Origin of the sequence: Streptomyces monashensis (assembly GCF_001866665.1) — a bacterium.
In the GTDB taxonomy this organism is placed as follows: Bacteria; Actinomycetota; Actinomycetes; order Streptomycetales; family Streptomycetaceae; genus Streptomyces; species Streptomyces monashensis.
Window position 1 is genome coordinate 25,209 of sequence record NZ_MLYO01000067.1, and the last position, 24,414, is coordinate 49,622.

Below are 24,414 nucleotides of genomic sequence, written 5' to 3' on the forward strand. Positions count from 1 at the left end.
GTGCCTGGTCCGCTACGGCAGGAAGCGACCGCCCACTACGCGAAGATCACCCCGCACACCCTGGCCAGGGCCTACGACGACGCCGGATACTTCGCCCGGAACGTCCGCACCATCGAGGTCCTCGTCGACCGCGAGGCCGTCGCCTCCGGCGCCGCCGCAAGCGGCGAACCCTGGCAGTACTACGACCGGGGCCACGGCTGGTGCACTTACACCTTCTTCGAGCAGTGTCAGCACGGGATGGCCTGCGCGCGCTGCGACTTCTACACCCAGAAGAACTCCAGCAGGGGCCAACTGCTGGAGGCGAAGGACAACCTCCAACAGATGCTGGGCAACATTCCCCTCACCGATGACGAACGCGCCGCCGTCGACGACGGCCAGGCCGCCCTGGACCAACTCCTGGGGCGACTCACCGACGCCCCCACCCCAGCCGGACCGACACCACGCCAGCTCGGCATCCCGGCCACCGAAAGGCTGCTGCCGATCGTCGAGGTGACGTCGGCTGGGAAGGCGCCGAACCCGCTCTCGGGGAGTCCTAATCTCCGGGCATGGACGACAGCAGCACATCCCGGACGGCAACTGAGGACCCAGTAGCAGCGCATTGGCAGCTGGTTCGAGAGATGAACGAGAACCTCATAGACAAGCACCTCGTCGAAGCGGCCTATGCCAACCTTGCTCTCAGAAGCCTCTTCCCGATGGTCAGCCACGGATCGCTGCAGTTCAGCCGATGCACCCGCTTCCCCTGGTCCCAGGACCTGCCCTCGATCTTCCCCCTCGATGGCGAACGGTTTCGCGTGCTACGACTGCACGAACCACAAGGCTCCGGGCGGGAGCGGATCGGCGGAGCCTTCACTGCCGAGGAGGCCGTCGAAATCGCTGCCGCACACCTTCCAGACGGCTGGGGCCCCGCCGTGGACGGCGAGCCCGACATCCTCGAACCGCTCAGCTGACAACTTTCCGGGCTTGACGAATCTGATTCCACATAAAGGGCGGGAAGTCGGCTGGCATCGCCCGCCACTTGATGCCGCCGTCGAGCAGGTAGAAGATCGCGTCCATCATCTGCCGGTGGCAGTAGGACTCCGGGCGGCCACGGCGGCTCTCCAGCCACGCTGGCACCGGCATCGCCTCCCGCACCACAGCCCACTGCTCATCGGTCATATCGGTCGGATACCGGCGGGCGCGCTCTTCGCCACCGAGACCACCTTTCCGCAGTTGCTGCGGGCGGCCATGACCCTGCGCCGTTCGGCACGCACTTCCTGTCGATCGTCCTCGGCGCACTGCTCGTCGGCCTCCCGCTCATTGCCCGGCTCCTGTTGCGCGGCCACCACGGTCCGAAGTGAGGGTCGACCGGACGAGCAGCCGGCCGTCTTCAGGTGTGTCGGATGATCCGCCCGGGGCGCCTGCCGTGTCGGCAACAGCTTCCTGTTCAGCTGTCAACTCGGAAGCCGCTTGATCAACCCTGTCGAGCGGTCGGCGCAGGGTTGCTGAGCCTGGCCGAGATGTTGCCGACTGCCCTGTCGTGTAGTGTCAGAAGTTACGCGATATGCGTGCAGATGGGTGATAACGGCAGATTAAAGGAGGACTGCCGCCGGAATGGACCACCTGTCTTGCACAGGCTTCCCTCGTCCTTACCGGGGGTCGCTGCACACTCCGCTGTGCATGCTCATCCCTAGGTCTCCTGCGGCGCTGACATGCAGGAATTGCTGCTGTTCGCTCGCATGACGTAACCTCCATGCTTGCAATATTGCGCAACTGTGCAACCTTCATTGGGTACGGAACGTCTTGGAAACCGAGGGCGTGAGTCGCGGCGCGCTGCGCACGCGAGTCGGACCCGGTCCACCACGACCGTCAGCGGATTCGGACGAGGAATGCGGATGACAGGCCAGCGCATCGCCGCTGCCGGCAAGGACACGTATCTCTCCCGCAGCGACGTTAGGTCTTCTGCGGCGTCCCGTGGAGCACGCAGTGTGCCAGGCCCGCGCGCGCGTCGGGCGGGGTCGTCACGTCGTAGACCCGGCGTCCCCTCGGCAGGGCCGCGCCGGGCGGGACTCCTCGTGTGGGGTCTGCCAGTTGTCGGTGCCGGCGTGGACGAACAGCTCGCATCAGGACCGGGATGGGCGTTCGCGCTCACTGCGGTCATCGCGGGGGGCGTGACTGCGGGGATGTGTTCCCGGGCCGGCGCCTGGTGGGTTCTGTGTGCGCCGCCGCTGGTGTTGATGGCGGTCACCGTCGTCACCGAGCAGGTCACGGGCGTGAGTGCCCACAGGGTGCTGACCACGTCGGCGGTGCACTGGGGCATCGACGCGTTCCCGGCGATGGCAGGGGCTGAACTTGCTGTGATCGCTGTGCTGGTGGTGCGCATGATCCGGTCTCAGCGAAGCAGGAGGGGCAGCGGTGCCTGAGGTACACCGGAGCGGGGCGGGCCGGGGCAGGACGGAGCCGGGTCGGCGCCACAACGGCGCGACGAGCGGCAGGACGGTGCGCGGCCGCAGGCCGGCCCGACGCTCGCCGTGGGTGAAGGCCGGACGGGTCGCGGTCGGAGTGACCTCGGCGGCAATTCTGCTGGCCAGTGGGGTCACGTGGGCCACCTTCACCTGGATCAACGGAGGCCTGAACACCTCCGACGCCCTGGACGCAGCCAACAAGGGGGCGCCACGCCATCTGGACAACTCGGTGAACCTGCTACTGATCGGCCTGGACTCACGCAAGGACATGAACGGCAACGATCTACCGAGGCAGTTCGTGCAGGACCAGCTGCACGCCGGATCGAGCGACATCGGGTACTACAACACCAACACCCTGATCCTGATGCACATCCCCGCCGACGGCGGGAAGGTCACAGCGTTCTCCGTCCCGCGCGACGACTACGTCCAGACATTCAACGGCGACGGAACCGTCCAGGGCCACTACAAGATCAAGGAAGCCTACGCCAACGCCTACACCAGCGCGCACGACAGGCTGAGCGCTCAGGGCGTCAAGGGCCCTGACCTCGAAGCGCAGAGCAGGGAAGCCGGACGGGAAGCCACCCTGGTCACGGTGCAGAAATTCCTCGACGTGCCGGTCGACCACTTCGCCGAGGTCAACCTGCTGGGCTTCTATGACATCGCCAAGGTGGTCCAGCCGATCCAGGTCTGCCTCCAGCACCCGGTGCACGACCGCTACTCCGGTGCCAACTTCCCCGCCGGACTCCAGGAGCTGAACCCCAAACAGGCCCTGGCCTTCGTACGCCAACGCCACGGGCTCCTCATGGGCGACCTCGACCGCACCCACCGCCAGCAGGCGTTCTTGTCCTCCGTCACGCACAAGCTGAAGACCGACGGGGTGTTCGGCGATCTCGGCAAGCTGCAGGGCCTGTTCGGCGTCGTGAAGAAGGACCTGGTCATCGACAGCAAGCTGAACGTGCTGGACTTCGCCCAGCAGGCCACCAACCTCACCGGAGGGAAAGTGGAATTCCACACCCTGCCGATCGCCGGTTTCGCCCACCGCAACAACGAGGAGGTCAACCTCGTCGACCCTGAGCGGATAAGGTCGATCGTGCAGGCGATGATCGGTCATGATGCGTCTGCCTCGCCCAGCGACGACGCGAGGGCCGGGAAGCCGTCCCCCGCCGTGTCTGTCGCCCCCGCCACCGTGGATGTCCTCAACGGCTCCGGCAGAACCGGCGCCGCAGCCGGTGAACTACGAGCTCTTGCGGCTCTGGGCTACACCACCGGGCGAACGTCCAACGCTGCCACGCGGCACGGCACAACGATCGTTTACGGCTCCGGCGCGCAGGCGGCGGCCCGGCAGATCGCCGACCGCCTGGGCACCGCGGCACCCGTCGCCAGCCCCTCGGTCCCCGCCGGCCGAGTCCAGATCGCTCTCGGCACGGACTTCACCCCGCCCGCCTCGAACTCGTCCGGCTCCTCCGGAACCAAGGTCACGACACCGGGGAGCGAGCCCTCGCCCGTTCCGTCGACGGCCTTCGCGGGCGACTCGGTGAAAATGGGCGGTATCCCCTGCGTCAACTGACCCGCGCCCCCGGCAACGGGCCCCACACCAAGCAGGCGCATGGTGTCGAGGTCCATCCGCCTGCCGAACGGAGGTCTTCTCCGACCGCGGTACCCGCTGGGCGGCCAACGGTGCCTGCACTGTGGACAACACAATAGGCACTCCGTCAGCCGCCCGTGGCATACGTCAAGTTCGAGCATCCAGCGTCAGTCCGCTGCCGTCGCAGGTGAACGTCATGCCGACTTGTGGTCCGGTCTCCCCAGGGTGAATTCCAGCGGCGACAACGGCTGAAGTGGCCTCTGTTCTGCTCGTGCGGCGAGCAGTGCGACCATCGCACCGATGGTGGCGGCAATGTCGGGGTCATCAACGTAGTAGACCTGCCGTCGGCCCTCGGGGCGGGCGGCGACGAGACCGGCGAGCTTCAGCTTCGCCAGGTGCTGACTGACCGCGGGCAGCGCCATGTCCACCCGGCCGGCCAGGCCGGTGACATCGCTCTCACCCTGGGACAAAGCCCACATGATGTGCAGTCTGGAACGTGAAGCAAGCAGCCCGAACGCGGTGACCGCCTGCGCTACCGCTTCGGCGGGAGGAGCCTGAAGGCCACCGACGTCAACCGTCATGGTCCTCTCCCGCCGCTTCACAGGTCACAGTCGATACACGCACACACACCCAGTGTAGGCGTCGGTGCGTGTATCGCCGGGGCGCACGGCCCGTCGGTCCCCTGTGCCGGAAGGCGGAATGCTCCGCCAGATGGACGACCTGCCGCCCTTCCGCAAGATCAGGCTCGCAGTCTCCCGACGGTGGGTGGGATCGGAGCCGGGTCCGGTCAATGGCGTCCGTCCGCGTAGTCGGCCGCCAGTAGCACCCGCTCGGCAAGCGCGCCAAGGCGGATCACCCCCTTAATGCACATGCTCCGCTATCTGCACACGCACGGCCTCCAGTTCGTCCGCGGCACCCTCGCGTACCTCGTAGGTGACGCGAAGGCCCTCGGTAACGAACGTGCCGCCTTCAATGTCCTCGCGCCGCACCCGTGCCTCACGGCCGTCGTCCCCGTCGATGTAGCCGTAGCCCCTCACCTGATTGAACCACCGGACCACACCGCTGACCCGCTCACTCACTCCCCCGTGCCTCCTTCAGGCGTCATCCGGGTAGCCAACTGGCCCCCGTTACATCCTTTTCCCCACTCATATGGGGCGCACTCCGCACCAGGCGAACGGCCAAGCGCCTTCTCAAGTACCCGTAGAGCGCACTGACGGTTTTCCAGCGCCACCACCCGAAGAACTCCCGCAACCGGTCCGCCGGTACCGACGCGTCGAATTCCTGGGTCAACTGCTCGCCCCGGGTCACGCGTCGGAGTCGGGCTGGCTGCGCGCGGCTGCGTAGGCCTGGGCCGGGGTCATGCTGACGCCACTGAGGGAGACAGTCCTGTACGGGCTGACCTGAGCACAGGTCTTGGACTGGTCAGCGGTTTGGGCGTGGGCGTTGGAGACTGCGGCATGGGTGTCGGCCGGGGCTGGCGAGGATGAGCCAGAGCCGGAGCCGTAGGTGGTGCCGCTGGGCCAGTCACTGCCGATCACCAGGGTCAGACCGGTGCCGGTGCCCTGCTTGAGGTGTGAGGAGGGCAGGCCGAGCGTGCCGGCCACCGCCTGGGCCTGCGGCTTCTCGCCAGGGCCGTAGGTAAGGGTGGTAGTCGTCGCGCCGGGTGCGTTGGCCGTCGTGCCCGAGCCGAAGCCCTTGCCGGTGAGGGCGGTGGCGATGTCGGAGGCACGGCCGCCGATGCCGGTGCCGTTCTCGACCTTCACCGCGATCTGGGCGGTGTTGACCGGCGTCGGAGAGGCAGGGCCCGTAGTCGGCTTCCTGTCCGAGCCACCGCTCAGGGACTGGTCGTTGGCGATCGTCGCGAACAGGGACTTCGCGCCCTGCCCCACGACGAGTCGCTCGTTGTTGTTCGGATCCGGGCCTGTCTGCATGGTGGTGAAGGTGATCCGCTTGGTGGGCACCTTGTCGACGTCCGAGGCCAGGCCGATCAGTTTGCTGATGCTGCCGAGACCCGTGTCGACGGTGAGTGCCTTGGTGGCGGCGTCGGCGAGCCCGTAGACCGCAGTAGGGTCGGTCAGCGTGCCCGCACTCTTGAACTTGCGGAGCATCGAGCTGAGGAACATGTGCTGGGCGTACGTGCGGCCCAGGTCGCTGCCGTCGCCGAAGCCATGTCGGGAGCGGACGAATTCCAGGGCGGCGACGCCCTGGAGGGTGTGGGTGCCCTTGGCCAGCTTCAGGTGGGAGTAGGTGTCGTAGACGTTGTCGCTGACGCAGACCGAGACCCCGCCGACCGCGTCGGACATGCTGACCACGCCGGCGAAGTCGAGCTTGACGAAGTGGTCGATGGGGATGCCGGTGAGCTGGTGGATGGTGGCGACCTGGCAGGCCGGGCCGTACGACAGGGCACTGTTGATCATGCCGTAGTAGCCGGTCGTGCTCTGCTTCGACGTGGGGTCGGTGCAGGCGGGGACGTTGGTCATGGTGTCGCGGGGGATGCTCATCACGGTGGCGTTGGAGCGATCGGCGGCTATGTGCACCATCATCTCCACGTCCGCGTTCCCGTTGCCGGACTGCACGCCGGTCTGCGAACAGCCGCCGCCGAGCTTGCAGTCCTCCGCGCTGGTGCGGCCGTCCGAGCCGATGACCAGGATGTTGATCGGGGTGCGGCCGAAGGCGTCCGCCTTCTCGCTGCCGCCCTTGCCGTCGAGCGAGACGCTGTGGATGTTGCCGTTGAGGTGCTGGTAGAGCCACCAGCCGCCACCGGCGGCAGCGAGAAGGATCACCGCCAGGGCTATCCCGCTGATCCGTAGCACGCGCCTGCCCCGCGAGGCCGGCCTGGCTCGGCCCCGCGCCTGGGCGCGTCCCTGCGCGCGGGAAGCCGCTCGTCCGCCGGACGAGCGGCCGCGGGCGGGTTCGCCCGCGCGCTGTCGGGGCACCCGGCCGGCGCGGTTGCGCGTGGCCCGGCCTACGGAGTCGTCCCGCAGGTCACTCATCTCCCACTCCCACGAACGGTCGGGCCCATCCGTCCCTCGGGCATGCGGCGGGCGAGCACGGCCGTATCCGTCGGGCGAAGCGGGGCTTCACCTCTGTTGCATAGTTGCGCAACCTAGCAAACGAATAGCCTGTTCACCATCCAACCTGCCCGGATTCACAGGGTGAGCGGTGTCAAGGAGGGTTCACGGCGGCGTGAAGTGCAGGGTCACCCCCAGTTGCCGCCGCCGAAATCGCCCCCGCCGTCCGACCCGAAGTCGCCGCCGAAGCCGCCCGAGAAGTCGGAGGCGCTGAAGTCCGCACCGGAGAAGTCGCCGCCCTCCGGCAGATCCGGAGCGGACGAGAAGACGTCGCCGGAGTCGGCGGAGGCGGAGGATGCACTGAGCAGGCTGCCCAGCAGGGTCCCGGCGAGCAGCCCGCCGACCACCGCGCCTGCCCCGCCGAAATAGCCGCCCGCCCACGGGGCATAGGCGGGGCCGGCGTTCCAGTAGGGCTGGGCGCCCGCATCGGTGTGGACCATGCGGGTCATGGGCTGCTGGCCCTGGCTGACGCGGACGGCGTCCTCGGCGCAGGCCGGGACCATGCGGAATCCGCCCCCGGGCGGGAACCAGTTGACGTCGCTGACCGACGGGCCGTGCCGTGGGTCGAAGAAGCAGGGCAGGCGCTTCTGCGGCAGCGGCGCCCCGGTGCGGCGCGCGGTGAGGGTGGCCAGCGCGAAGCGGCCGTCGGCCAGCGCGGCGGTCACAGACCGCACGTCCTGCGGCCGGGCGGCAGCGGCCATCTGCTCCTTGGCCCGCTCGTAGGCGTCCAGGGCAAAGCCGTAGTCGGCACGCATCTCATCCGTGGCGCCGGGCTCGGACGGGGAGAAGTCCAGCCGGTCCAGCTCCTCGCCGAAGGCGGTGATGTCCTCGTCCACCACCACCCGCAAAGCCTCCAGCTCCACGCGCTCCGCCTGCCGGCGCTTCTTCACCCGCCGGTACAGCGCGTACCCGCCCCCGGCCGCCCCGGCCGCGATCAAACCGCCGGCCAGCAGCCCGCCACTGCCAAAGCCGCCTCCGCCGGCCTGCGCCCACGAGGCCGGGGCGTGTCCCCTGGCCTGCTGGACGGCCTGGTCGACGAAGGTGTTCAGCTGCGCCTCCGTGTTCGAGGCGTCGGCGCGCTGCACCGCGCCGCTCAGATTGGCCACGGCGCCCGGTGACATCACCTGATGGTCGGCCTTGGCGTTGAACAGCGTCCCGAGGCGGACGGCGTACACGCCGGTGATGCCGGTCAGCGACCGCAGATCCCGCATCAGGGACGCCTGCGGGTAATCGGCGGACTCGGGCAGCACGGCAACGAAGACCGGCTTGTCGGCATCCTCGATCTTCGCGGCCAGCTTGTCGGCCGCGGCCTTCGGCAACTGGTCCTGGGCCCGCGGGTCGACGTACACCGGGCCCTTCCTGAACGCCTCCGCCACCACCCCCGTGCCGGTACCTGTGGCTGCGGAAGCACCGGGAACCGACACCGAAAGTCCCAGCACCGTGACTGCGGCCAGCACGAACAGGCCGCGGACAGGGCGGGCCCGTGACGAAGCAGGCATGAAGACGACCTCCTTGGAGAGTGAGGGCGGGCGGCTGCCACCGCAGCAGCCATTCGCTCACTTGCGCAATCGCTAAAGTATCAAGGCTTTGGAAAGCGGCTGGCTGCCCTGACATCAAGCCCCCGTGATGCACGCCACGTCGAGAGGGCGGCTCAAAGCGCACCGAAGCCCGGAGCTTCCATCATCTGCGCAACTTCTAAATTTCCGCGGCGGGGCGGACCGACGGAGACGAAGGGCGAGGGCATCGGATGTTCCCCGACGTGAGCCTATGGACCTCCTCACGCTGGCGATCCTCGTGGTTCTGCTCTTCGGTCCGGACCAAGCTGCCCGAGGTCATCCAGAGCGTGGTCGGATTCCTGCGCAAGGTGCGGGAGTTCTCCGACAGCGCCAAGGAGGAGATCCGCTCCGAACTCGGCCCGGAGCTAAACAAGTTCGAGTTCGAGGACCTGCACCCCAAGACGTTCATCCGCAAGCACGTCCTCGACGGCGACAACCTCGGGATCGACGAGATCCGTGCCGCCCTGGACCCGAGCGCGGAGCTGTCGGACCTCGCCGACGCTGTACGCGACGCGGGGAATGCCGGCCGATCGGAACCGCCGGCCAGAATCAGCGTGTCCCCGTCCGAGGAGACGCCGGCCGATCCGGCCACACATCCTGCATTCGATCCCGACGCCACTTGACGCTGCGACAGGCAAGACCGCAAGACGCTCACCCCTGGCTGCCGAGCCTCCGCTCGTAACGTGCCCGGGTCGGCAGGAGTGCGGCGGTATACAGCGCCAGGACGCCCGCGAGGAGGAGGTAGTACTCCAGCGGGAGGGCGGTCAGACCGAGCAGCGGGCCGAGTGGTGACGGCTGGAGCACCATGCCGATGACCGCCAGGGCGGCCGCGGTCCAGCCGACCGGGCCGGGCGCGCGGTCCTGAAAGAGGCGGTGGCCGACGCGCAGGAGCACCATCGCCAGGCCCTGGGTGATCAGGTTCTCGGTGAACCAGCCGGAGTGGAAGACCGCCCCGTCGTCGCTCGTTCCCGGGCGGTGGAGGGCGAGGGTCAGGATGGCGAAGGTCGCCAGGTCGGCGGTGGCGTTGAGGACGCCGAACCCCATGATGAAACGGAGGATCGAGCGGGGATCGAGCATCGTCGGGCGACGCAGCATCGACAGGTGGGGGTGGTCGTAGGCGAAGGCGAGCTGCACCGTGTCGAAGCACAGGTTCTGCACCAGCACCTGAGCCGGGAGCATCGGCAGGAAGGGCAGCAGCAGGCCCGCGGCGAGCATCGCGATCACGTTGCCGAGGTTCGACGACAGGGTGATGCGCAGATAGGTGGCGATGTTGCCGGCGCTCCGACGGCCCGCGGTGATGGCATGGTCGATCGCGGTGAGGTCCTTCTCCGCGAGGACCACGTCGGCGCCCTCCCGGGCCACGTCGGCGGCGTCGCGGGGGGCGATGCCGACGTCGGCGGCGCGCAGCGCGGGCAGGTCGTTGACGCCGTCCCCGAGGAAGCCCACCGTGTGCCCGCCGGTGCGCAGCGCGGCCGTGATCCGCGCCTTGTGCTCCGGGGTGCAGCGGGCGAAGACCGTCGTACGGGCGGCCAGTTCCGCCAGTTCGGCGTCGGTCAGGCCGTCGATGCGGTCGGTGGTGAGGACCTGGTCCGGGGCGAGCGGGATACTCAGGTCGTGGCAGGCGCGGGCGGCGGTGCCGGGGTGGTCGCCGGTGAGGATCTTGATCGTGACGCCGCGTTCGGCGAGCGCGGTGAGGGCGGGCGCGGCGGTGGGCGCGAGGGCGTCGCGCAGGGTGACGAAGCCGCGGAATTCCAGTCCGCGCTCGTCGGCCGGGGAGTAGTCGCGCAGGCGAACCGGACGTTCGACGGTGGCGACCGCCAGCACCCGCAGGCCGGCGCGTGCCGCCCGGGCCGCGAGTGTTGTCAGCCGTTCGTGCTCGTCCGGCTCCAGGGCGCAGCGTTCCAGTACGGCCTCCACGGCCCCCTTGACGACGAGCGTGTGCGTGCCGAGGCGGCCGGGTATTCGGACGACAGCGGTGGACAGACGGCGCACGGGATCGAAGGGCAGCGCCGCCACCCCGTCATACGCCATGAGGTCGTCCTCGTCCACCGCGTCCAGGACTGCCTCGTCCAGGGCGTCGGGCTCGGGCAGTTCGGCGAGCTGGAGGGTCCACCAGGCGTTGACGGCCGCCCAGCGCACCACGTCGGGATCGGTGCCGCCGGCCGCGTCCAGGCCCTGTTCGACGACCGGCCGGTCCTGGGTGAGGGTGCCCGTCTTGTCCAGGCACAGTACGTCGACGGCGCCCAGGTCGTGCAGCGCCGGGAGCCGTTTGACGATCACTCCGTGGGCGCGCGCCAGCAGCGCCGCCCCGCGCGCCAGGCAGGTGGTGACGACGACCGGCAGCATCTCCGGTGTCAGCCCCACGGCCACGGCGACCGCGAACGGCAGTGTCTCCAGGCCGCGGTCGCGCAGCGCGGCGTTGGCCATCAGCACCAGCGGCGGGGTCAGCAGCATGAACCGGATCAGGATCCACGAGATGCTGCGCACCGACCGGTCGAAGGCACTCGCCTCTCGCTGACCGACCCTGCGCCCGTGTGCGGCCGCGAACCGGGTCCGCCCGCCCGTCTCCACGACGACCGCCGTGCCGCTGCCGGAGGCGACGCTGCTGCCCTGGAAACACATTTGCGGCTGCTCGAACACCGCGGTCCCGGCCGGTCGGGAGAGGTCCGCCGCGTACTTCGCGACAGGGGCGGACTCGCCGGTCAGCACCGCCTGGTGCACGGTCAGCCCCCGCGCGCGCAGCAGCCGTACATCGGCCGGGACCAGGTCGCCCGCGCCAAGCTTGATGATGTCGCCGGGGACCAGGTCCTCCACCGGAATCTCATGGGCCACCGGTGCGGCGTGGTCGTGAGCACGACGCAGCACCGTGGAGGTGGTGGCGACCAGCTCGCGCAGCTGGGCCATCGACCGGTCGGCGCGGTACTCGCCCGAAGCCCGGAGCACGCTGCTGGCAGCGACCAGGGCGAGGATCACGGAGGCGGTGGACCAGGCGAACATGGCGGCGGAGACCAGGCCGAGGCAGAGCAGCACCGCGGTGAACGGTTCGCGCAGGCTGCGCACACCGAGGCGTGGCCAGGAGGCGTTCTTCCGGGCCGGAAGCGTGTTCGCCCCGAATCGGGCCAGGCGAAGTGTGGCCTCGTCCTCCGTCAACCCGCGCGGTCCGCTGTCCAGCCGCCGCAGCACCTGCAGTGCGGTCGCAGCGTCCGGCTCCAGAACATCCGTTCCGGAAGCACCGGCCTCCCATGGTCCGGGAGCGACTCCGGAAAACGACGACTCAGCGCCCTCTCCCCAGTCTGCGGTCCTAAGCACTGGTCCCCTGGCGCAGGCCCACCGGTGCGAGCGAGCCCTCGGTGCGCAGGGCCAGCTGGCCGACCATGAGGCGGACGACGGTGACGACGTCAGGGTCGCCGAGGTAGTAGACCTGCCGCCGTCCCTCTCGGCGGGAGCGGACGAGACCCGCTAGCTTCAGCTTGGACAGGTGCTGACTGACCGCGGGCAGGGCGCCGCCCACCCGGTTCGCGAGATGGCTCACATCGCTCTCGCCCTCGGACAGGGCCCACATGATGTGCAGCCGTGCCGGGGACGCCAGCAGCCCGAAGGCGGCGGCCACGTCAGCCAGTACCTCGGCGGACGGGTCCTCCAAGCCCCCGACGACGTGCCTCACAGTCCTCTCCCGTCCGCCGCATCACAGCCCCGCAACCCGCGTCCGCCCAGTGTAGGCATGAGCCGCCGCGCGCCGCCCGGTACCGGAACGAGGTGGAAACGCGGTGCCCACGCCTCCTCGCTTTCCCTGACGGGTACCGGAGTGGAAGCGCAGCACGACGCAGGTCGGTGACCTTTGGCTGCGCCTCGATTGCCTGCCACTAGGGGTGCTCGTGAGACGGGAGAACGGGTCACGGCCGGCTTGCCGTGACCCGTTTCCCATCCATTCCGCCGAGGGGACCCCACGTCTCCCTCACAGTGGCGGCTCCCCGTGACCAAGTTCGGCCCGCAGCCGCCGACCCGTCCGGGAGACGTGGTCTTCAGCAGAGCCTTATAGAGCCCTTCGATCTCGGCTACAACGGCTCCCAGCCGGAGATTCGCGTCGCGCCGTTGAACGTCTCGGTACGCCATGGATGTTCTTCCTCCCCCAGAAGGCGTCTCGCGCCTCAGGCTGACTTCGACTGTTGTGTTACGCGGCAACCTTTTTGCCGCCCGGGACCGTCAGGTGCCGTCCTGGACCAGCAGGGCGATCCGGTCGGGGTCGTAGACCACCCAGCGTGGCCTCGGGACACCGGACAGGCGCAGGCGGCACAGGATGGCGCCGTCCAGGTTGGTCCACCATGCGGTGATGGCGCCGGGGCACGACCATCCGGCCTGGTCGTCCACGGCCACCGGCCGGTAGGTGAGCTGGACCTGGTCGTCCGGGGGAGGTGACGGGCACCCCTTCGCCAGTTCTTCGAGCAGGCGCTCAGCTGTGGATGTATCTCGCATGGTCCGGTCCTCCCCCTGGCTCCGTTCAAGCGACGATTTCATTATTGCGCAACTGATGATTCTTTTTCGGGGTTCGGCCCGCGCGCTGTGTCAGGTCGCGCCGTCGAAGCAGTCGGCCAACTCCGCTACGGCGCATGTCTGTTCCGGCAGTCTGCGGTCGACCCTCACGGGTTCGGCTGCGCCGATAGCTTCCGGAGTGAGGTCCAGTTCGCCGACGGAGTGACCGATCACGGAGCGAGGTGACGCGTCCGCTGCCGACGGTGTCTTGGTCGTACGGCCGGTCTTCGGGCCCCGATCGGACGGTCGGCCCGCGGTGCCGTCGCAGTCACCTGGCGAAAGAGACACGCTCGTTGGCCACGGTGTCGCACTGAGCACCCCGGCCGATCCGCACTTCGACGACAACGCGAGACGGCAGCACCACGCAGCACCGCGGGCTGTTCAGGCCGACCCCAAGGGGGTATGCATCGAGTGCGCCGCGGTCGTCCGACCTCGACGCCTTCACTGGGTGAACGTGCATCCGTCGGCTGCAACGTGTGCGTGAGAGGGAGAGAACGGTGGCGGCGAGCGCCGAGGGCTTTCAGGACCCGCCTGCCGAAGTACTGGCGGCGGCCGCTGCGGCGTCCTGGCTGCTCGCCTCACCGGCCCGGCTGCACATCATGTGGGTCCTGGCCCAGGGTGAGAGCGACGTCAGTCATCTCGCCGCCCGGGTGGGCGGAGCACTGCCCGCGGTCAGCCAACACCTGTCGAGGCTGAGGCGCGCCGGCCTCGTCCGCTCCCGGCGTGACGGTCGGCGGCAGGTCTACTACGTCGACGACCGGGAGATCGTCACCGTCATCCACGTGATGTTCGGCCAGCTTGCCGCACGCTCCGCAGAGACGTTACTGCACCCAGGCTCGCGGCTGGCATACGCCACCGGGTGACCGCACGGCGTCAGATCTGAACGCCAGTAGTCGGGCCCCGTTCGCCACAGCGGTAGGCACAACCCGGCGGTTCTGAAACGGCTGCTCCGGCGATGGCAGGGGACGCCACTGACGCGGCATATGGGAAGAGAGGGCTGGTTGCGGTAGGGGCGCGCGGCGCCTTGCGCGGTGGTATCCGCGGGCGGTGGACAGCCTGAGGCTGCCGCCGCAAGCGAGCAGAACGGGATGGTGGCCACAACGAACAGGGAGCGGGGCTGCCGGTGCCGGAGGCCGGGTTGTCCCGCACCGGCAGAGCATGGGCGGACGGATCTCTGTTCGGTTCCCGGTACGCAGGCCGTACCGGAAACCGACACCGTCGCCCAATTATGTGGATCTATCGCATTTTTCTTCGGAGCGGTCAGCTCCGGTAGCCGAGGGCGAACAGGCTGCCCGTTCCCCCGGTCATCGACGGGAGTGTGATCGATGCGACCTGCTTGCCCGGATCGAGCGGGGCGGTAGTGGCGTAGACGTAGGCGGGTGTCGCGTCCTTGCCGCCGCTGCTTGTGTCGCGGTACGGGGTGGTGATCGCCTCGGTGTCGCCGGGGATCGGCGGGTACTTTCCGGCGCCGAGTGTCCAGTCGGAGAGGCCGATGGTCGCGGTGGAGGTGCTGCCGTCGGTGTAGTGGATGGTGAGCTGGCCGGTGGCGCCGGATGCGTGCGCGTTGGTGGCCGCGCCGAGCAGTCCCAGTGTTGTGGCTGCTGCGGGGGCGTCGAGCGGGATGGTCTGGCCGGCCATGGTGATGTGGTCGGGTCGGCCCGCCGCGGTGATGGGCCAGGTGTAGGTGATGCCGTCCGAGGTCACCGTGCCCCCGCTTGGTGAGCCGGCCGCGGTGAGTGCGTCCTGAGAGTAGGCGAAGGCGCCGCCGTTGAAGCCGTTTCGGAAGGTGCTGCCGTCGGGGTAGATGCCTTCGTAGGTCTCGTACGGCCACAGCTCGCCCCCTCTGGCCACTGCCAGGCTCATCGAGATGTCGGGCAGCTTCGTGCCGCCTGCGGTCTTCATGCGGAAGGTCACCTGGTAGCGGCCTTCGGCGGGGCCGGCGGTGAGGGTGATCGGCTCGGTGCCGTCCGATCCGGGAGCCGTGGACAGGGTGCCGTGGTCGGGGCTGACCGTGACCCCGCCGGATGCGGTGGCGCTAAAGGTGACGCTCTGCCTGCTGCCGGTGACCTCGCGGGCCCCGAGGGCGACCTTGGCGCTGCTGCGCGGAGGGATGACCTCCGCCTGGCTGGAGACGTATCCCAGTGCGGGCAGTTCACCCTGCCTGTAGGAGGGGGGTGCGTCCTGCGGGCGGGCCCCCCAGCTGGTGTTGGGGGTGGAGCCGAGGGTGACGGCGACGGTGGCGCCGGTGGTGAAGATTGAGCCGGGCAGCCACGGCTTGGTGTACGCCTTGCCGTTCAGCCGCGTCGACTGGATGTAGATGTTGCTGGCGGACGCATGGGGCGCGTTGAAGGTGAGGGTGTGCCCGCCTGCAAGGTGGATGATCTCCAGGGGGAATTCGGGGCTGTTGAGGGTGACGTCGGCGGTGGAGGTGTACTCGGGGAAGAAGCCGAGCATGGTCAGCACGCCCATGGAGGCGGTGGCGCCGAGGTCGTCGTTGTCGCCTTCGCTGTGCTGGGGCGAGTCCAGGTACAGCTGGGTGCGGATGCGGTGGACCAGGGCTTGTGTCTTGTAGGGCTGGCCGGTGAAGTCGTAGTTCCAGGGGTAGGCGTACTCGAACTGGTTGTCCCAGAAGGAGTAGGGGGAGGCGGGTCCGTCGTTGAGGTGGGTCCAGAAGGTGTCCAGGGTCGGGTTCACGGCCTTGTTGCCACCCAGGGCGTTGAACAGCCCGGCCTCGTTCCAGCCGACCTCCCACCGGTACTGGGAGGCGTTGCCTTCGACGTAGTTGCTCTGGGTGGTGGGGGTGACGGGCATCCACGTGCCGGAGGCGGTCTTGGGCTGGATCAGGCCGGTGGCCGGGTTGAACAGGTTCTGCCAGTTCTGCGATCGCCGGGTGAGCCTGTCGGCGTCCGCCCTGTCGCCCAGGGCGGAGGCGAACCGGGCGAGCGCGAAATCGGCCCCCGCATACTCGAGCGTGGTGGAGGCTGAGCCGTAGAAGTTGCAGCAGCCGTAGCTGCCGTCGGAGGGCAGGTAGCCGAGCGAGGTGTAGTAGTTCAGTCCTGGCCGGATGGTGCTGGGCTTGTCGGCCTCGGCCAGCGCGTAGGACAGGGCGCTCCTGGTGTCGAAGTTCCGAGCGCCGAAGGCGTAGTAGCCGCCGAGGATGCCGTCGGCAGGGTCGCCGTTCATCACGTACGACTCGCCGTTCGCGAGCGCCCACTTCGGCAGCATCCCGTTGTTCTGCGCGGCGTCGTTGACCATCGACTGCGCCGAATCGGAGGCCGCCTGCGGGTCGACCATGGCTTCGAGCTGGGCCTGGGAGCGGTAGATGTCCCAGCCGGAGTAGTTGGCCATCTGCACGTGCCCGGGCTGGATGGTGTGGACCTTGTTGTCGAAGCCCATGTACTGCCCGTTGGCGTCCGAGAAGATGTTCGGATGCAGCAGGGAGTGGTACAAGGCCGTGTAGAACACCTGCTGCCGGGCCGTTGCCCCTCCACCGATCTGGATCCTGGACAGCTCCTTGTTCCAGTCGGCGACCGCTGCGGCATGCATGGCGTCGAAGCCGAAGCCAGGCGTGGTGTGCGCGTTGCGGGCGGCGTTGGCCGTGCTCACGAAGGAGATGCCTACCTTGGCCTGAACCTTCTGGTTCTGGGTGGTATCGAACGTCAGGTAGACGCCATCCGGTCCCGAGGCGGCCGACTTGAGAGACCGCCCGGTCGGCGCCGTACCTTGGTAGGTCGGATGCGGCTGCGCGGGGCTGGCCCCACCCTTGCTCCCGTCGCGAACGGCGGCGGGCTTGGTGGCCTTGGCGCGCACCCGCTGGCTGCCGGGTGTGATGGTTGAGCCGGTCCAGGTGCCGTGCGCGGTGAAGGAGTGGTCGAAGGTGATGTCGATGTTGACGGTGTAGGTGTCCGGGCCGCCGCAGAAGTGACCGCTGCTGACGGTGCCCTGCACCTCGTTGTCGCCGATCACCTGGGCGTCCGTGGCCGAGTTGCCGGCCTGCGAGCCGGCCAGCTTCAGCAGTAGATTCGCCTGTGTCGTGGCAGGGAAGGTGAAGCGGCCGAGCGCGCTGCGCGCGGAGGCGGTCAGCTCGGTCTTCACCGCCGGTGAGCCGGTCTGCACCTCGTAGTATCCCGCCGACGCGGATTCGGCCGAGTGGCTGAACGGTACGGTCGCCGAGCCCGGACGGGACGGCAGTGCGCCCACCGTCGGCAGGATCGGCACATCGCCGAACGCCTTGCATCCGGGACCGTCGAGGTGGGTCAGGCTGAACCCCTGAATCTGACTGTCGCCGTAGTAGTAGCCCCCGCCGTCCTGCCGGTGAGGGAAGGTGTCCGGACCGAACTGGACCATCCCGAAGGGCACATCCGGCCCCGGGAAGCTGTTCACGCTTCCGCCGGCACCACCATCACCTGTGCCGAGGAGCGGGTTGACCAGCGACGCCGGATCCCCAACCAGGGCGATCCTTGGGGAAGCCGCGGCCGCCGAACTGACTGCTGCACCCGCGATGATCGTGCTCAGTGCTCCGACGGCCGAGATGAACGCAAACGCGAAACGTCTGTGAGGGCCGTGTGCCATGCCCGAGGCTCCTTCCTGGAGCGGTGACTGCAATCCGGCTGAACAGCCCGCAGGATGGGCCGCACTTCCGGACGTTCAGCGCGGTGAGGGACATTGGGTAAGCGACAACGTCTTCAGTGACGATTAGTCACTTTGTTCGAGACATGTCAAGATCTGTCGTTGCGTCCTGCATGGTCGGCTGGCCGGCTATCGCCGCCTGTTACCCCGCTATGAGCGCCATCCCCGCAACTGCCTGGTCTACTTCGGCCCAGCCGCCGCCCTCTCCTGCTACCGCCGACTGCCCCGATGAAGGCGGTGCCTCGCGTGGCCTCAGCTCTCACCGGCCGCCTTCGGCGGGGGATATGCGGCAACTCGGGCTGCACTCCCCGTTGAAATCACCGAAGTTCACCCGGCCCGGAAGGGTACGGCGGTGAATCCTGCCAGGGCCGCGCGACCGAGAAGGCCTGCTTCAGGTGACGGAGAGTCATATGCGGGTGTGATTATGGGTAGGCGTGGCTGTGCTGAGGTGCTTACGTCTATTCGGGCTGGTGCGTCCAGAGGCCGGTCGGCCCTGCAGGCGGTGCGTCGTCAGGTGACGGCTTCGGCCGCAAGCTTTGGATCTGTCTCGGGGAGCGCCTGTGAGTGAAGCCGGAAGGGGGGCCGGCATGTCGCGCCAGCCGGTCACGGTTGCCGACGAGCGGGTGGGGGTCAACGGGGCTATCGCGGCCGCGCTGACGCGGGGTGTGGGCTCGATGCCCGCCCTGTATCTCGCGCTGATCGTCTCTGGCGGGTGGATGGCCCTGGCGACCTGGGGCCCGCTGCACCGGGTCGACCCGTACCCGTTCGGGTTTCTGCTGTTCCTGAACAACGTGGTGCAGCTTGTCCTGTGTGCGGTGATCCTTGTGGGTCAGCGTGTGCTGGGTGTGGCCGCTGACCGCCGGGCGGTGCAGACATATGAGAGCGCCGAGGCGATCTTTGCGCGGGTGGCAGACCTGCAGGAGCATCTGGACCGACATGACCGTGCGCTCGGCCGCGGCGTGAGCCTGCTCGAATCGAGTCCGCACCCTTGGATCCACAAGCATCGAGTGCAGCCGGCGCCGCAGGCCATCGACCACGTCGTGGGCCTCAACGGCCGGATCGCCGCCTGGTTGACGCAGCGGCTGGGCAGCATGGGCGCTTTCTACTTTGCTGTCGGAACACAGGTGGTATGGATCGGGATGGCCGAGTCCGGCCTGCAACGCTTCGATCCGTACCCCTTCGCCTTCATGACCTTCCTGTCCACTTTCGCCCAGCTCATCTTCATGATTGTGATCATGGTGGGGCAGAAAGTGCTGGGCTTGGCTGCCGACCGCCGCTCCGAGCAGACGTTCCTGGACGCCGAGGCCATCCTGCACGAGTGCCGCCGGATGAAGGAGCGCCTGGTGGTGCAGGACCGCATCATCGACAGCCTCACGAACTACACCTCCGCCCAGGTCACGGAGCACCTCGCGCAAGCCCTCCATCACAGCAGGACACAGGCGCCCACCGACGGGCACGAAGAGCCGGGCGGACGACCCCCGTTGCGCGCCTGGAACGAGCTGCCGGAGGAGTTGAGGCAGGCCGGCCGTCACCGAGCGCGGCAGGTCGGCGAGCGGCTGACCGCGATCGGCTGCCTGATGTTCCCGGCCTCCGGGACGGAACAGGACTCAGCCCCGATCGTCACCTTCGACGATCGGGAGTCCCGGGTGTTGGCCCGGCTCGAGTACGAGCACCAGCTGCACGGGCAACACGGCAACGACCAGCAGGGCGACCTGGTGCCGTGGGATGAGCTGTCCGACCAGGAGCGGGCGCAGGCCGTAGAAGCCGTCAGGTACCTCCCTTCCGTGCTGGCCGACATCGGCTTCCAGATTCTCCGCACCGGCACAAGCAGCGACGGGGCGGGCGAGTCGGACTTCACCGCTGAGGAATGGGCGTTGTTGCAGAGGGCGCTGATGGCCTCAGGGGTCCTGGTGTCGCTCGCCGAGGGCGATGTCGACCCCGAGGAGATCGACGCACTGGTCCATCTGTTGAGGGAAGCCGGCTTCACCCATCCCCGGCGCCTCATTCGCGAACTCGCCGCGACCTCGACGTTCGACACCGGACTCAAGGCGGGCACCAAGTACGCCGACTACGAGGCGCCGGCACTGCACGCGATACGCTCTGCCACCGCCGTCATCGCACGGACCGCGCCTGCGGAACTGGCCGACTTCCGCGCGTTCCTGATGGAGATCGCCACGGCTGTCGCCGACGCGAACAATGAGGGCGGCTTCTTCGGCTTCGGCGCCCGACCCCGCACACCCCACGAGGCCGCAGCCATGGAAGCCGTTGCCAAGGCCGCACAACCCGATCGATCCAGTCAATACAGTCAGAGTCGGCCAGGATTCACACCGGCTTTCGCGCTCGGGGAGATCCCGTCGTAATCGCGAGTGCCGCAGCGCGACCACGTGGACCGTCAGGTCCGCCAAGGCCTCGACGCGTTCAGAGGACATGAGTGAGGGCGCCAGAACCGAGCAGGATTGTGACACCGATGGCGACGAAGACCGCCGGGACGATCCAGTGTCCCCAGCGGCGGATGATCTCGATGACGTTCTCGTGGCCTCCGAGCCACGAGCCGACCAAACACCAAACCACTACCCCGGCAGCAAAAACGGTGATCGTGATCAGGGCCGGATCCGTGCCGACAGTGCGGAAGACCGGGGGGTAGACGGTCAGGTTGTCGGCTCCGTTGATGAGGGTGAGGGCACTGACCGACACCAGCCCGGTGGCTGGCGCCGCGGAGACCTGCTCGCCGGACTGGCGGGCCCGTCCGGCCTTGACCAGACCCAGAGCACCCATACCCAGAGGGAAGAGGCCGAGCAAGCCGACCCACATGCCGGGGACAACATCCAAGGCGAGCGCGGCAATCGCCGAGGCACCGACCAGGACGGCGAATCCAGTGGCCTGCCCAGCCCAGACCTGCCACGCCTTGAGCGCGCCGGTGGCCCGGCCCGATGAGAACAGCACCGCCAACACCACCAGATCGTCGATGTTGGTCCCGGCGAACAGCCCCGCCGCCGTAAGTACGGTTGCCACGATGCCGCTCACCTCCAACGGGCCCGGCCCGGAAGCTTGCCCCTACTCGCGACGACGCGGATACCGGAGAACAAGTGTGGCCCGAACCAGAGGTCGGCGGCCACCGATTCGCCCTCCTGCTCCCATCAGCCGTGACCACCGCGATCAGCGCCAGCTGGGTGGCAACCCGCCCTGCACCCTCTCCGACGCGAGGATGTCGCGCCCGGGCTCGGGGCGAGACACTTCTGTGGCCCGCCGCCGAGAGACGGGCGCGGCGAACTCCGCCCCGGCACCAGGCATTCCGCGTTCTCTGTACTCACCCGCCTTCTGCCGCTCCGACCACCAGCCCAGCAGGGGACCGCTCTTGCGGCCGCGCCGCCGCCGCGGCGAAGCTGAGCCAGCACCTTGCTTTCAACGGCTGACCAGTAGCGCGGCGGCTGCTCGCCCCCTCTGGACGGCCTGATAGTGACTTTCGACGGGGTTGGGCCGGGTGTGGGGGAAGAGGACGTAGGTGACGTCGCCGCGGGTGCCGCCGTTGCTGGGGTCGGGGTCGATACCCAGGGCCGCAGCGGTGGCGTAGGAGGCTTCTCCGATCTGCTGTCGGGGGCCGACATCGGCGAAGACGGCGTACTCGACGTGTCCGTTGTAAATGACGGCCGCCACGTCTCCCGGGCTGATGCCGGCGTCGCGATAGCTCCAGGTGGGGTTGTCCGGTCGCGGAAGGACGACGTAGGGCGTGGTTGCGGCGTTGAAGGGCCGCCCGTCGGACTGGTCAACGGCGGTCTCGGGCGCGAAGGCGTCGCCGTCGGTGCTGCGGCTGCATTGTGCGGCGGTCCGCCCGTCGCAGTCGATACTCATGCTGGAGCGCCAGACGTACGCGTTGCCGGCCCGACAGACAGGCACGTCAGCATGGCCGGGCAGGGAGGCCCGGAATGTTCCGTGGGACACCCGCCGGCAACTCTGAGCTGCATCGAGTAGGTCCTGGGCGGACGGCAATCCGTCGGCGGCCAAGACGGCGCGCGGTTGTGCGTGCGAGGCGGCCGAGGGTGTGCTCGTTGCACCGAGTGAGGCGAGAGCGAGTGCGGCCGCGACGACGTGACGGGCAGGGGAAGTGAGCATGGGCGTGCTGCTCCCTTGACTGGTGCTGTGTCGACGATGGGCCCTGTTCTCTGAAGAGAAGACACCTTTTGTTGCATTTTGTGATGTACGTGATGGTAACTGACTGTTGCTCATCGGTCATCGATGCCCGACAGGTGGGAGTGGCGTCCGCGGCTGTTGCAGCAAGTCCTCGCATCCTTGCCGTTTTCAACGGCGCCCTGTGGCCCCCTGCGGCCCCGTGATGTCGGCGAGACCCTCCATATGAACTGCCACCGGGGAACGTTGAAGCCCTCGACGTTCCGGCCGGATCGGCTCGGTCATCGTGCCGAGCCGGGCGGTGGAGAACGCCACCTGCGCGTCGACTGGCGGGACTCGAAGGTGACTCGTCGCCAATAGACGGTCAGAGTTACCCGTCGGCAATGAGCTGTTCACTTCACGGGTCTACTCGCATAGACGATACCGATGTTGTCATGTCATTGACACTTTGACGATCCGTCGGAGTGACCCTTCGACCACCCGGGAGTCCCCATGTCCCGCATGCGCCAACTCGCCGTAGTCGTATCGTCTGTGGCCCTGGCCACCGGTGGCCTGATCGTCACCACCACCGGCACCGCCCAGGCCGCCAGTTGCTCGCAGTCCTACCTGCCGCTGCAGGACGCCGCCTGCCAGCCCGGCGCGCTCAACTCCGCGGTCAGCCAGTCCACGATCGACTCCACGATCTGCGTCTCGGGCTACAGCTCCTCGATCCGCCCGTCCACGAGCTACACCAACGCCCTGAAGGTGAAGCAGATCGCCGAGTACGGCTACAGCGACACCAGCACCGCCGACTACGAGGAAGACCACCTCATACCCCTGTCGCTGGGCGGCAACCCGACCAGCGAGCAGAACCTGTGGCCCGAACCCCGCTACGACGTCGGCGGCTACACCTCCGCTGACAAGGACACCGTCGAGTACAAGCTGTACCAGGCGGTCTGCGCGGGAACGATCCAGCTCGCCCCGGCACAGCAGGCCATCGCCACCGACTGGACCACCGCCCTCCAGGCCGTCGGCCTGAGCTGACCCCTCGTCCCGGAGGCTCTCGCCGCGAGCCGGACCGGGCGACGGGGGCATCGAGTTCAGCCGTATTCCGGCTGCTGGAGCGTCGGCAACAGGTCGGACGGCATCAGCAACTCAGTTGCTGACAATGGGCAGGCTCTGCCATGCAGAGCCTGAGCGAAGACACCTCTACTTGCGGTAACCGCGCAGCAACAGCACCGCGGTCGCCGCGATGCCCACGATCGCGACGACGAGCACGATCCGGAGCCCTCCGCCGGCCAGTAGCGGAGCGGCCATGTCGTGGGGGTGGTTCATCCCAGGCACCTACAGCCTTTCAAGTCGCAGATCTCTGCTGTGTTTGGTGTACGTCAAGAGTGCGCCAGCCCTGTCATGGTCCTGGCCTCATCATGGCAATCAGCAGGGAATTCTTCTGCCATCGGCGCGGAAACTGCCCGGGGCGCCCGGCCGAGCTGCGCAACAGATCGCATCGTCGTAACTGCTTGCTTCATCGTGCTCAGCTGGTGCGGCAGGATCCTGTTCGAGCGCATCGCGGGCTCGCCAAGCTCTTGACGCACTCGAACAGGGCCTTGCACGGGCCGTAGTGTCGTCTGCCCAGGAGCTAGCCCGACAGGCCCCTTCGGCTGGTGGGTACCCACTTCGGCAGGCTGCCGTCGGACGAGGCAACCGGGTCCCGCCTGGCAAGCTCCGCATCGACAACACCAGGATCAAGTGACCGCGACCGCCGTCCTGCTCACTGCTGCCTGCGAGCAGCACAGCCGGCAGTCCTCCGGCGCCCCTACGGGCATGGTGTCCGCCACACCGTCCGGACTTCCGCGGAGCGGCACCCCGTCTACTGGCCCCAGCCCCGTTGCCCACCCGTCCACGGGTAAAGCCGGGCCGGCTAACGAGGCGGCACTCCATCAGGCCGCGGACTCCATCGAACAACTGGGTGCCTCCTTCCCGGACACCTATACGGGAACGGAGGTGGACACTGCCGGAGACCGCCTCATCGTCTATCGCAAAACGGACTCGCGCTTCGATGCTGCCCTCGCAAAGCTCGGACTGGGGGTGCACGTCGATCTCCACGACGCACCGCGATCCAGGAAGGAGATACGGGCGACGCACGACCGCGTGGTGCCGCTTATGGGGAACACCACCGGTTACCGCATCGTCAGGGTCAGCAGCGGAGGGGATGAGCTCGGATTCACCCGTGGGGTCGTGGAGGTCGGTGTTAACGGCGACCTGCAGCAGGCCAAGCGCGAACTGGGCGCGAAGTTCAGTGACCGCATTCAGGTCGTCGCCGTAGAACCCCCGGCTGGATGGTAGCAGCCCTGTGCACACAGGACTCTGCCACTCGGCTCGGACAGGGCATCAGGTCGGGTCGCCGGTCTCTGTCGGCCTTGGTACGCCTGAGACGACCCCGCGATGGCTCGGAAGTGACCAGAGTGCAAAAGACGCCCCGCCCCTCGTGGGCCGGG

General features: G+C 68.2%; 23 protein-coding genes and 1 pseudogene. 11 read left to right on the forward strand and 13 right to left on the reverse strand.

All coding sequences use genetic code 11. The features are described from left to right. Positions 1-591, forward strand: a complete 591-nt coding sequence (locus BIV23_RS35535) for a hypothetical protein (protein ID WP_071385087.1) — start codon at positions 1-3, stop codon at positions 589-591. 26 nt (positions 592-617) lie between these two features. Next, positions 618-947 carry a DUF6193 family natural product biosynthesis protein gene (locus tag BIV23_RS35540; RefSeq protein ID WP_079173617.1) on the forward strand — a complete coding sequence of 110 codons (330 nt, stop codon included), beginning with the start codon at positions 618-620 and terminating at the stop codon, positions 945-947. Here BIV23_RS35540 and BIV23_RS35545 read toward each other — a convergent pair. After that, positions 940-1,155, reverse strand: a complete 216-nt coding sequence (locus tag BIV23_RS35545; protein ID WP_071385089.1) for an IS5 family transposase — start codon at positions 1,153-1,155, stop codon at positions 940-942. The genes BIV23_RS35540 and BIV23_RS35545 overlap by 8 nt on opposite strands. Beyond that, positions 1,152-1,325, reverse strand: a complete 174-nt coding sequence (locus BIV23_RS50780) for a hypothetical protein (protein WP_177240147.1) — start codon at positions 1,323-1,325, stop codon at positions 1,152-1,154. Before BIV23_RS50780 ends, BIV23_RS35545 begins: the two co-directional genes overlap by 4 nt. A 546-nt stretch (positions 1,326-1,871) precedes the next feature. Between BIV23_RS50780 and BIV23_RS53675 the strand changes: the two genes are divergently transcribed. Then, the gene (locus BIV23_RS53675) at positions 1,872-2,399 is read left to right on the forward strand and encodes a DUF6542 domain-containing protein (RefSeq protein ID WP_342746399.1); all 528 of its coding nucleotides are present in this window, start codon (positions 1,872-1,874) and stop codon (positions 2,397-2,399) included. Then, on the forward strand, positions 2,392-4,008 hold the full coding sequence (locus tag BIV23_RS35555; protein WP_071385091.1) for an LCP family protein: 1,617 nt from the start codon (positions 2,392-2,394) through the stop codon (positions 4,006-4,008). Before BIV23_RS53675 ends, BIV23_RS35555 begins: the two co-directional genes overlap by 8 nt. Positions 4,009-4,220: 212 nt before the next feature. On the opposite strand, the gene BIV23_RS35560 is transcribed toward BIV23_RS35555, so the two are convergent. The 4 genes from BIV23_RS35560 to BIV23_RS35575 all read right to left on the reverse strand — a co-directional run bounded on the left by BIV23_RS35560 (position 4,221) and on the right by BIV23_RS35575 (position 8,596). Further along, positions 4,221-4,607, reverse strand: coding sequence for an ArsR/SmtB family transcription factor (locus BIV23_RS35560; protein WP_071385092.1), 387 nt, complete (start codon positions 4,605-4,607; stop codon positions 4,221-4,223). Between the two features lie 279 nt (positions 4,608-4,886). Continuing rightward, complete coding sequence (locus BIV23_RS35565) at positions 4,887-5,105, reverse strand: cold shock domain-containing protein (RefSeq protein ID WP_071385093.1); 219 nt, start codon at positions 5,103-5,105, stop codon at positions 4,887-4,889. 225 nt (positions 5,106-5,330) lie between these two features. Beyond that, the gene (locus BIV23_RS35570) at positions 5,331-7,019 is read right to left on the reverse strand and encodes an LCP family protein (protein ID WP_177240151.1); all 1,689 of its coding nucleotides are present in this window, start codon (positions 7,017-7,019) and stop codon (positions 5,331-5,333) included. A gap of 206 nt (positions 7,020-7,225) precedes the next feature. Continuing rightward, positions 7,226-8,596: a hypothetical protein gene (locus BIV23_RS35575; RefSeq protein ID WP_071385095.1), complete on the reverse strand. Its 1,371-nt coding sequence runs from the start codon at positions 8,594-8,596 to the stop codon at positions 7,226-7,228. Between the two features lie 260 nt (positions 8,597-8,856). Here BIV23_RS35575 and BIV23_RS35580 point away from each other — a divergent pair, with 260 nt between their 5' ends. Then, positions 8,857-9,276, forward strand: a complete 420-nt coding sequence (locus tag BIV23_RS35580; protein ID WP_143079177.1) for a Sec-independent protein translocase subunit TatB — start codon at positions 8,857-8,859, stop codon at positions 9,274-9,276. A 28-nt stretch (positions 9,277-9,304) separates the two neighbouring features. Here the strand turns inward: BIV23_RS35580 and mgtA are convergent, their stop codons facing one another. The 3 genes from mgtA to BIV23_RS49880 form a co-directional block, all read right to left on the reverse strand. Continuing rightward, a complete protein-coding gene (gene mgtA / locus BIV23_RS35585) occupies positions 9,305-11,962 on the reverse strand; it encodes a magnesium-translocating P-type ATPase (RefSeq protein WP_071385096.1) in 2,658 nt (885 codons plus the stop codon). After that, positions 11,955-12,317, reverse strand: coding sequence for an ArsR/SmtB family transcription factor (locus BIV23_RS35590; RefSeq protein ID WP_071385097.1), 363 nt, complete (start codon positions 12,315-12,317; stop codon positions 11,955-11,957). Before BIV23_RS35590 ends, mgtA begins: the two co-directional genes overlap by 8 nt. 539 nt (positions 12,318-12,856) lie before the next feature. Next, positions 12,857-13,126 (reverse strand): hypothetical protein, encoded by a 270-nt coding sequence (locus tag BIV23_RS49880; RefSeq protein WP_143079178.1) that lies wholly within the window; start codon positions 13,124-13,126, stop codon positions 12,857-12,859. 554 nt (positions 13,127-13,680) lie between these two features. Here BIV23_RS49880 and BIV23_RS35595 point away from each other — a divergent pair. Beyond that, on the forward strand, positions 13,681-14,046 hold the full coding sequence (locus BIV23_RS35595) for an ArsR/SmtB family transcription factor (protein WP_071385098.1): 366 nt from the start codon (positions 13,681-13,683) through the stop codon (positions 14,044-14,046). A 397-nt stretch (positions 14,047-14,443) separates the two neighbouring features. Here BIV23_RS35595 and BIV23_RS35600 read toward each other — a convergent pair whose 3' ends face one another. Next, positions 14,444-17,641, reverse strand: coding sequence for a GH92 family glycosyl hydrolase (locus BIV23_RS35600; RefSeq protein WP_245790815.1), 3,198 nt, complete (start codon positions 17,639-17,641; stop codon positions 14,444-14,446). On the opposite strand from BIV23_RS35600, the gene BIV23_RS53375 reads away from it, so the two are divergent. The 3 genes and pseudogenes from BIV23_RS53375 to BIV23_RS35605 all read left to right on the forward strand — a co-directional run bounded on the left by BIV23_RS53375 (position 17,607) and on the right by BIV23_RS35605 (position 20,172). Continuing rightward, positions 17,607-17,741 (forward strand): hypothetical protein, encoded by a 135-nt coding sequence (locus BIV23_RS53375; RefSeq protein WP_281250194.1) that lies wholly within the window; start codon positions 17,607-17,609, stop codon positions 17,739-17,741. The two genes, BIV23_RS35600 and BIV23_RS53375, sit on opposite strands and share 35 nt — an antisense overlap. 192 nt (positions 17,742-17,933) lie before the next feature. Beyond that, positions 17,934-18,044: pseudogene (locus tag BIV23_RS52630) on the forward strand (IS5/IS1182 family transposase); the annotation flags it as partial. Between the two features lie 355 nt (positions 18,045-18,399). Continuing rightward, positions 18,400-20,172, forward strand: coding sequence for a DUF1003 domain-containing protein (locus BIV23_RS35605; RefSeq protein ID WP_071385099.1), 1,773 nt, complete (start codon positions 18,400-18,402; stop codon positions 20,170-20,172). Between the two features lie 58 nt (positions 20,173-20,230). On the opposite strand, the gene BIV23_RS35610 is transcribed toward BIV23_RS35605, so the two are convergent. Beyond that, the gene (locus BIV23_RS35610; RefSeq protein ID WP_079173619.1) at positions 20,231-20,824 is read right to left on the reverse strand and encodes a cadmium resistance transporter; all 594 of its coding nucleotides are present in this window, start codon (positions 20,822-20,824) and stop codon (positions 20,231-20,233) included. A gap of 390 nt (positions 20,825-21,214) precedes the next feature. Further along, a complete protein-coding gene (locus BIV23_RS50785; protein WP_177240152.1) occupies positions 21,215-21,661 on the reverse strand; it encodes a glycoside hydrolase family 75 protein in 447 nt (148 codons plus the stop codon). A 768-nt stretch (positions 21,662-22,429) separates the two neighbouring features. On the opposite strand from BIV23_RS50785, the gene BIV23_RS35620 reads away from it, so the two are divergent. After that, positions 22,430-22,960: a hypothetical protein gene (locus tag BIV23_RS35620; RefSeq protein ID WP_071385101.1), complete on the forward strand. Its 531-nt coding sequence runs from the start codon at positions 22,430-22,432 to the stop codon at positions 22,958-22,960. A 165-nt stretch (positions 22,961-23,125) separates the two neighbouring features. Here BIV23_RS35620 and BIV23_RS53380 read toward each other — a convergent pair whose 3' ends face one another. Next, positions 23,126-23,251: a hypothetical protein gene (locus tag BIV23_RS53380; RefSeq protein WP_281250190.1), complete on the reverse strand. Its 126-nt coding sequence runs from the start codon at positions 23,249-23,251 to the stop codon at positions 23,126-23,128. A 669-nt stretch (positions 23,252-23,920) separates the two neighbouring features. Between BIV23_RS53380 and BIV23_RS52635 the strand changes: the two genes are divergently transcribed. After that, complete coding sequence (locus BIV23_RS52635; RefSeq protein WP_245790807.1) at positions 23,921-24,262, forward strand: hypothetical protein; 342 nt, start codon at positions 23,921-23,923, stop codon at positions 24,260-24,262. Positions 24,263-24,414: the final 152 nt, after the last annotated feature.

Coding starts and splice junctions, on each gene's coding strand:
- BIV23_RS35540 (WP_079173617.1), top strand. CDS start 618: ATGAACGAGAACCTCATAGACAAGCACCTCGTCGAAGCGGCCTATGCC.
- BIV23_RS35545 (WP_071385089.1), bottom strand. CDS start 1,155: ATGACCGATGAGCAGTGGGCTGTGGTGCGGGAGGCGATGCCGGTGCCA.
- BIV23_RS53675 (WP_342746399.1), top strand. CDS start 1,872: ATGACAGGCCAGCGCATCGCCGCTGCCGGCAAGGACACGTATCTCTCC.
- BIV23_RS35560 (WP_071385092.1), bottom strand. CDS start 4,607: ATGACGGTTGACGTCGGTGGCCTTCAGGCTCCTCCCGCCGAAGCGGTA.
- BIV23_RS35570 (WP_177240151.1), bottom strand. CDS start 7,019: ATGAGTGACCTGCGGGACGACTCCGTAGGCCGGGCCACGCGCAACCGC.
- BIV23_RS35575 (WP_071385095.1), bottom strand. CDS start 8,596: ATGCCTGCTTCGTCACGGGCCCGCCCTGTCCGCGGCCTGTTCGTGCTG.
- BIV23_RS49880 (WP_143079178.1), bottom strand. CDS start 13,126: ATGCGAGATACATCCACAGCTGAGCGCCTGCTCGAAGAACTGGCGAAG.
- BIV23_RS35605 (WP_071385099.1), top strand. CDS start 18,400: ATGTCGCGCCAGCCGGTCACGGTTGCCGACGAGCGGGTGGGGGTCAAC.
- BIV23_RS50785 (WP_177240152.1), bottom strand. CDS start 21,661: ATGAGTATCGACTGCGACGGGCGGACCGCCGCACAATGCAGCCGCAGC.
- BIV23_RS35620 (WP_071385101.1), top strand. CDS start 22,430: ATGTCCCGCATGCGCCAACTCGCCGTAGTCGTATCGTCTGTGGCCCTG.
- BIV23_RS53380 (WP_281250190.1), bottom strand. CDS start 23,251: ATGAACCACCCCCACGACATGGCCGCTCCGCTACTGGCCGGCGGAGGG.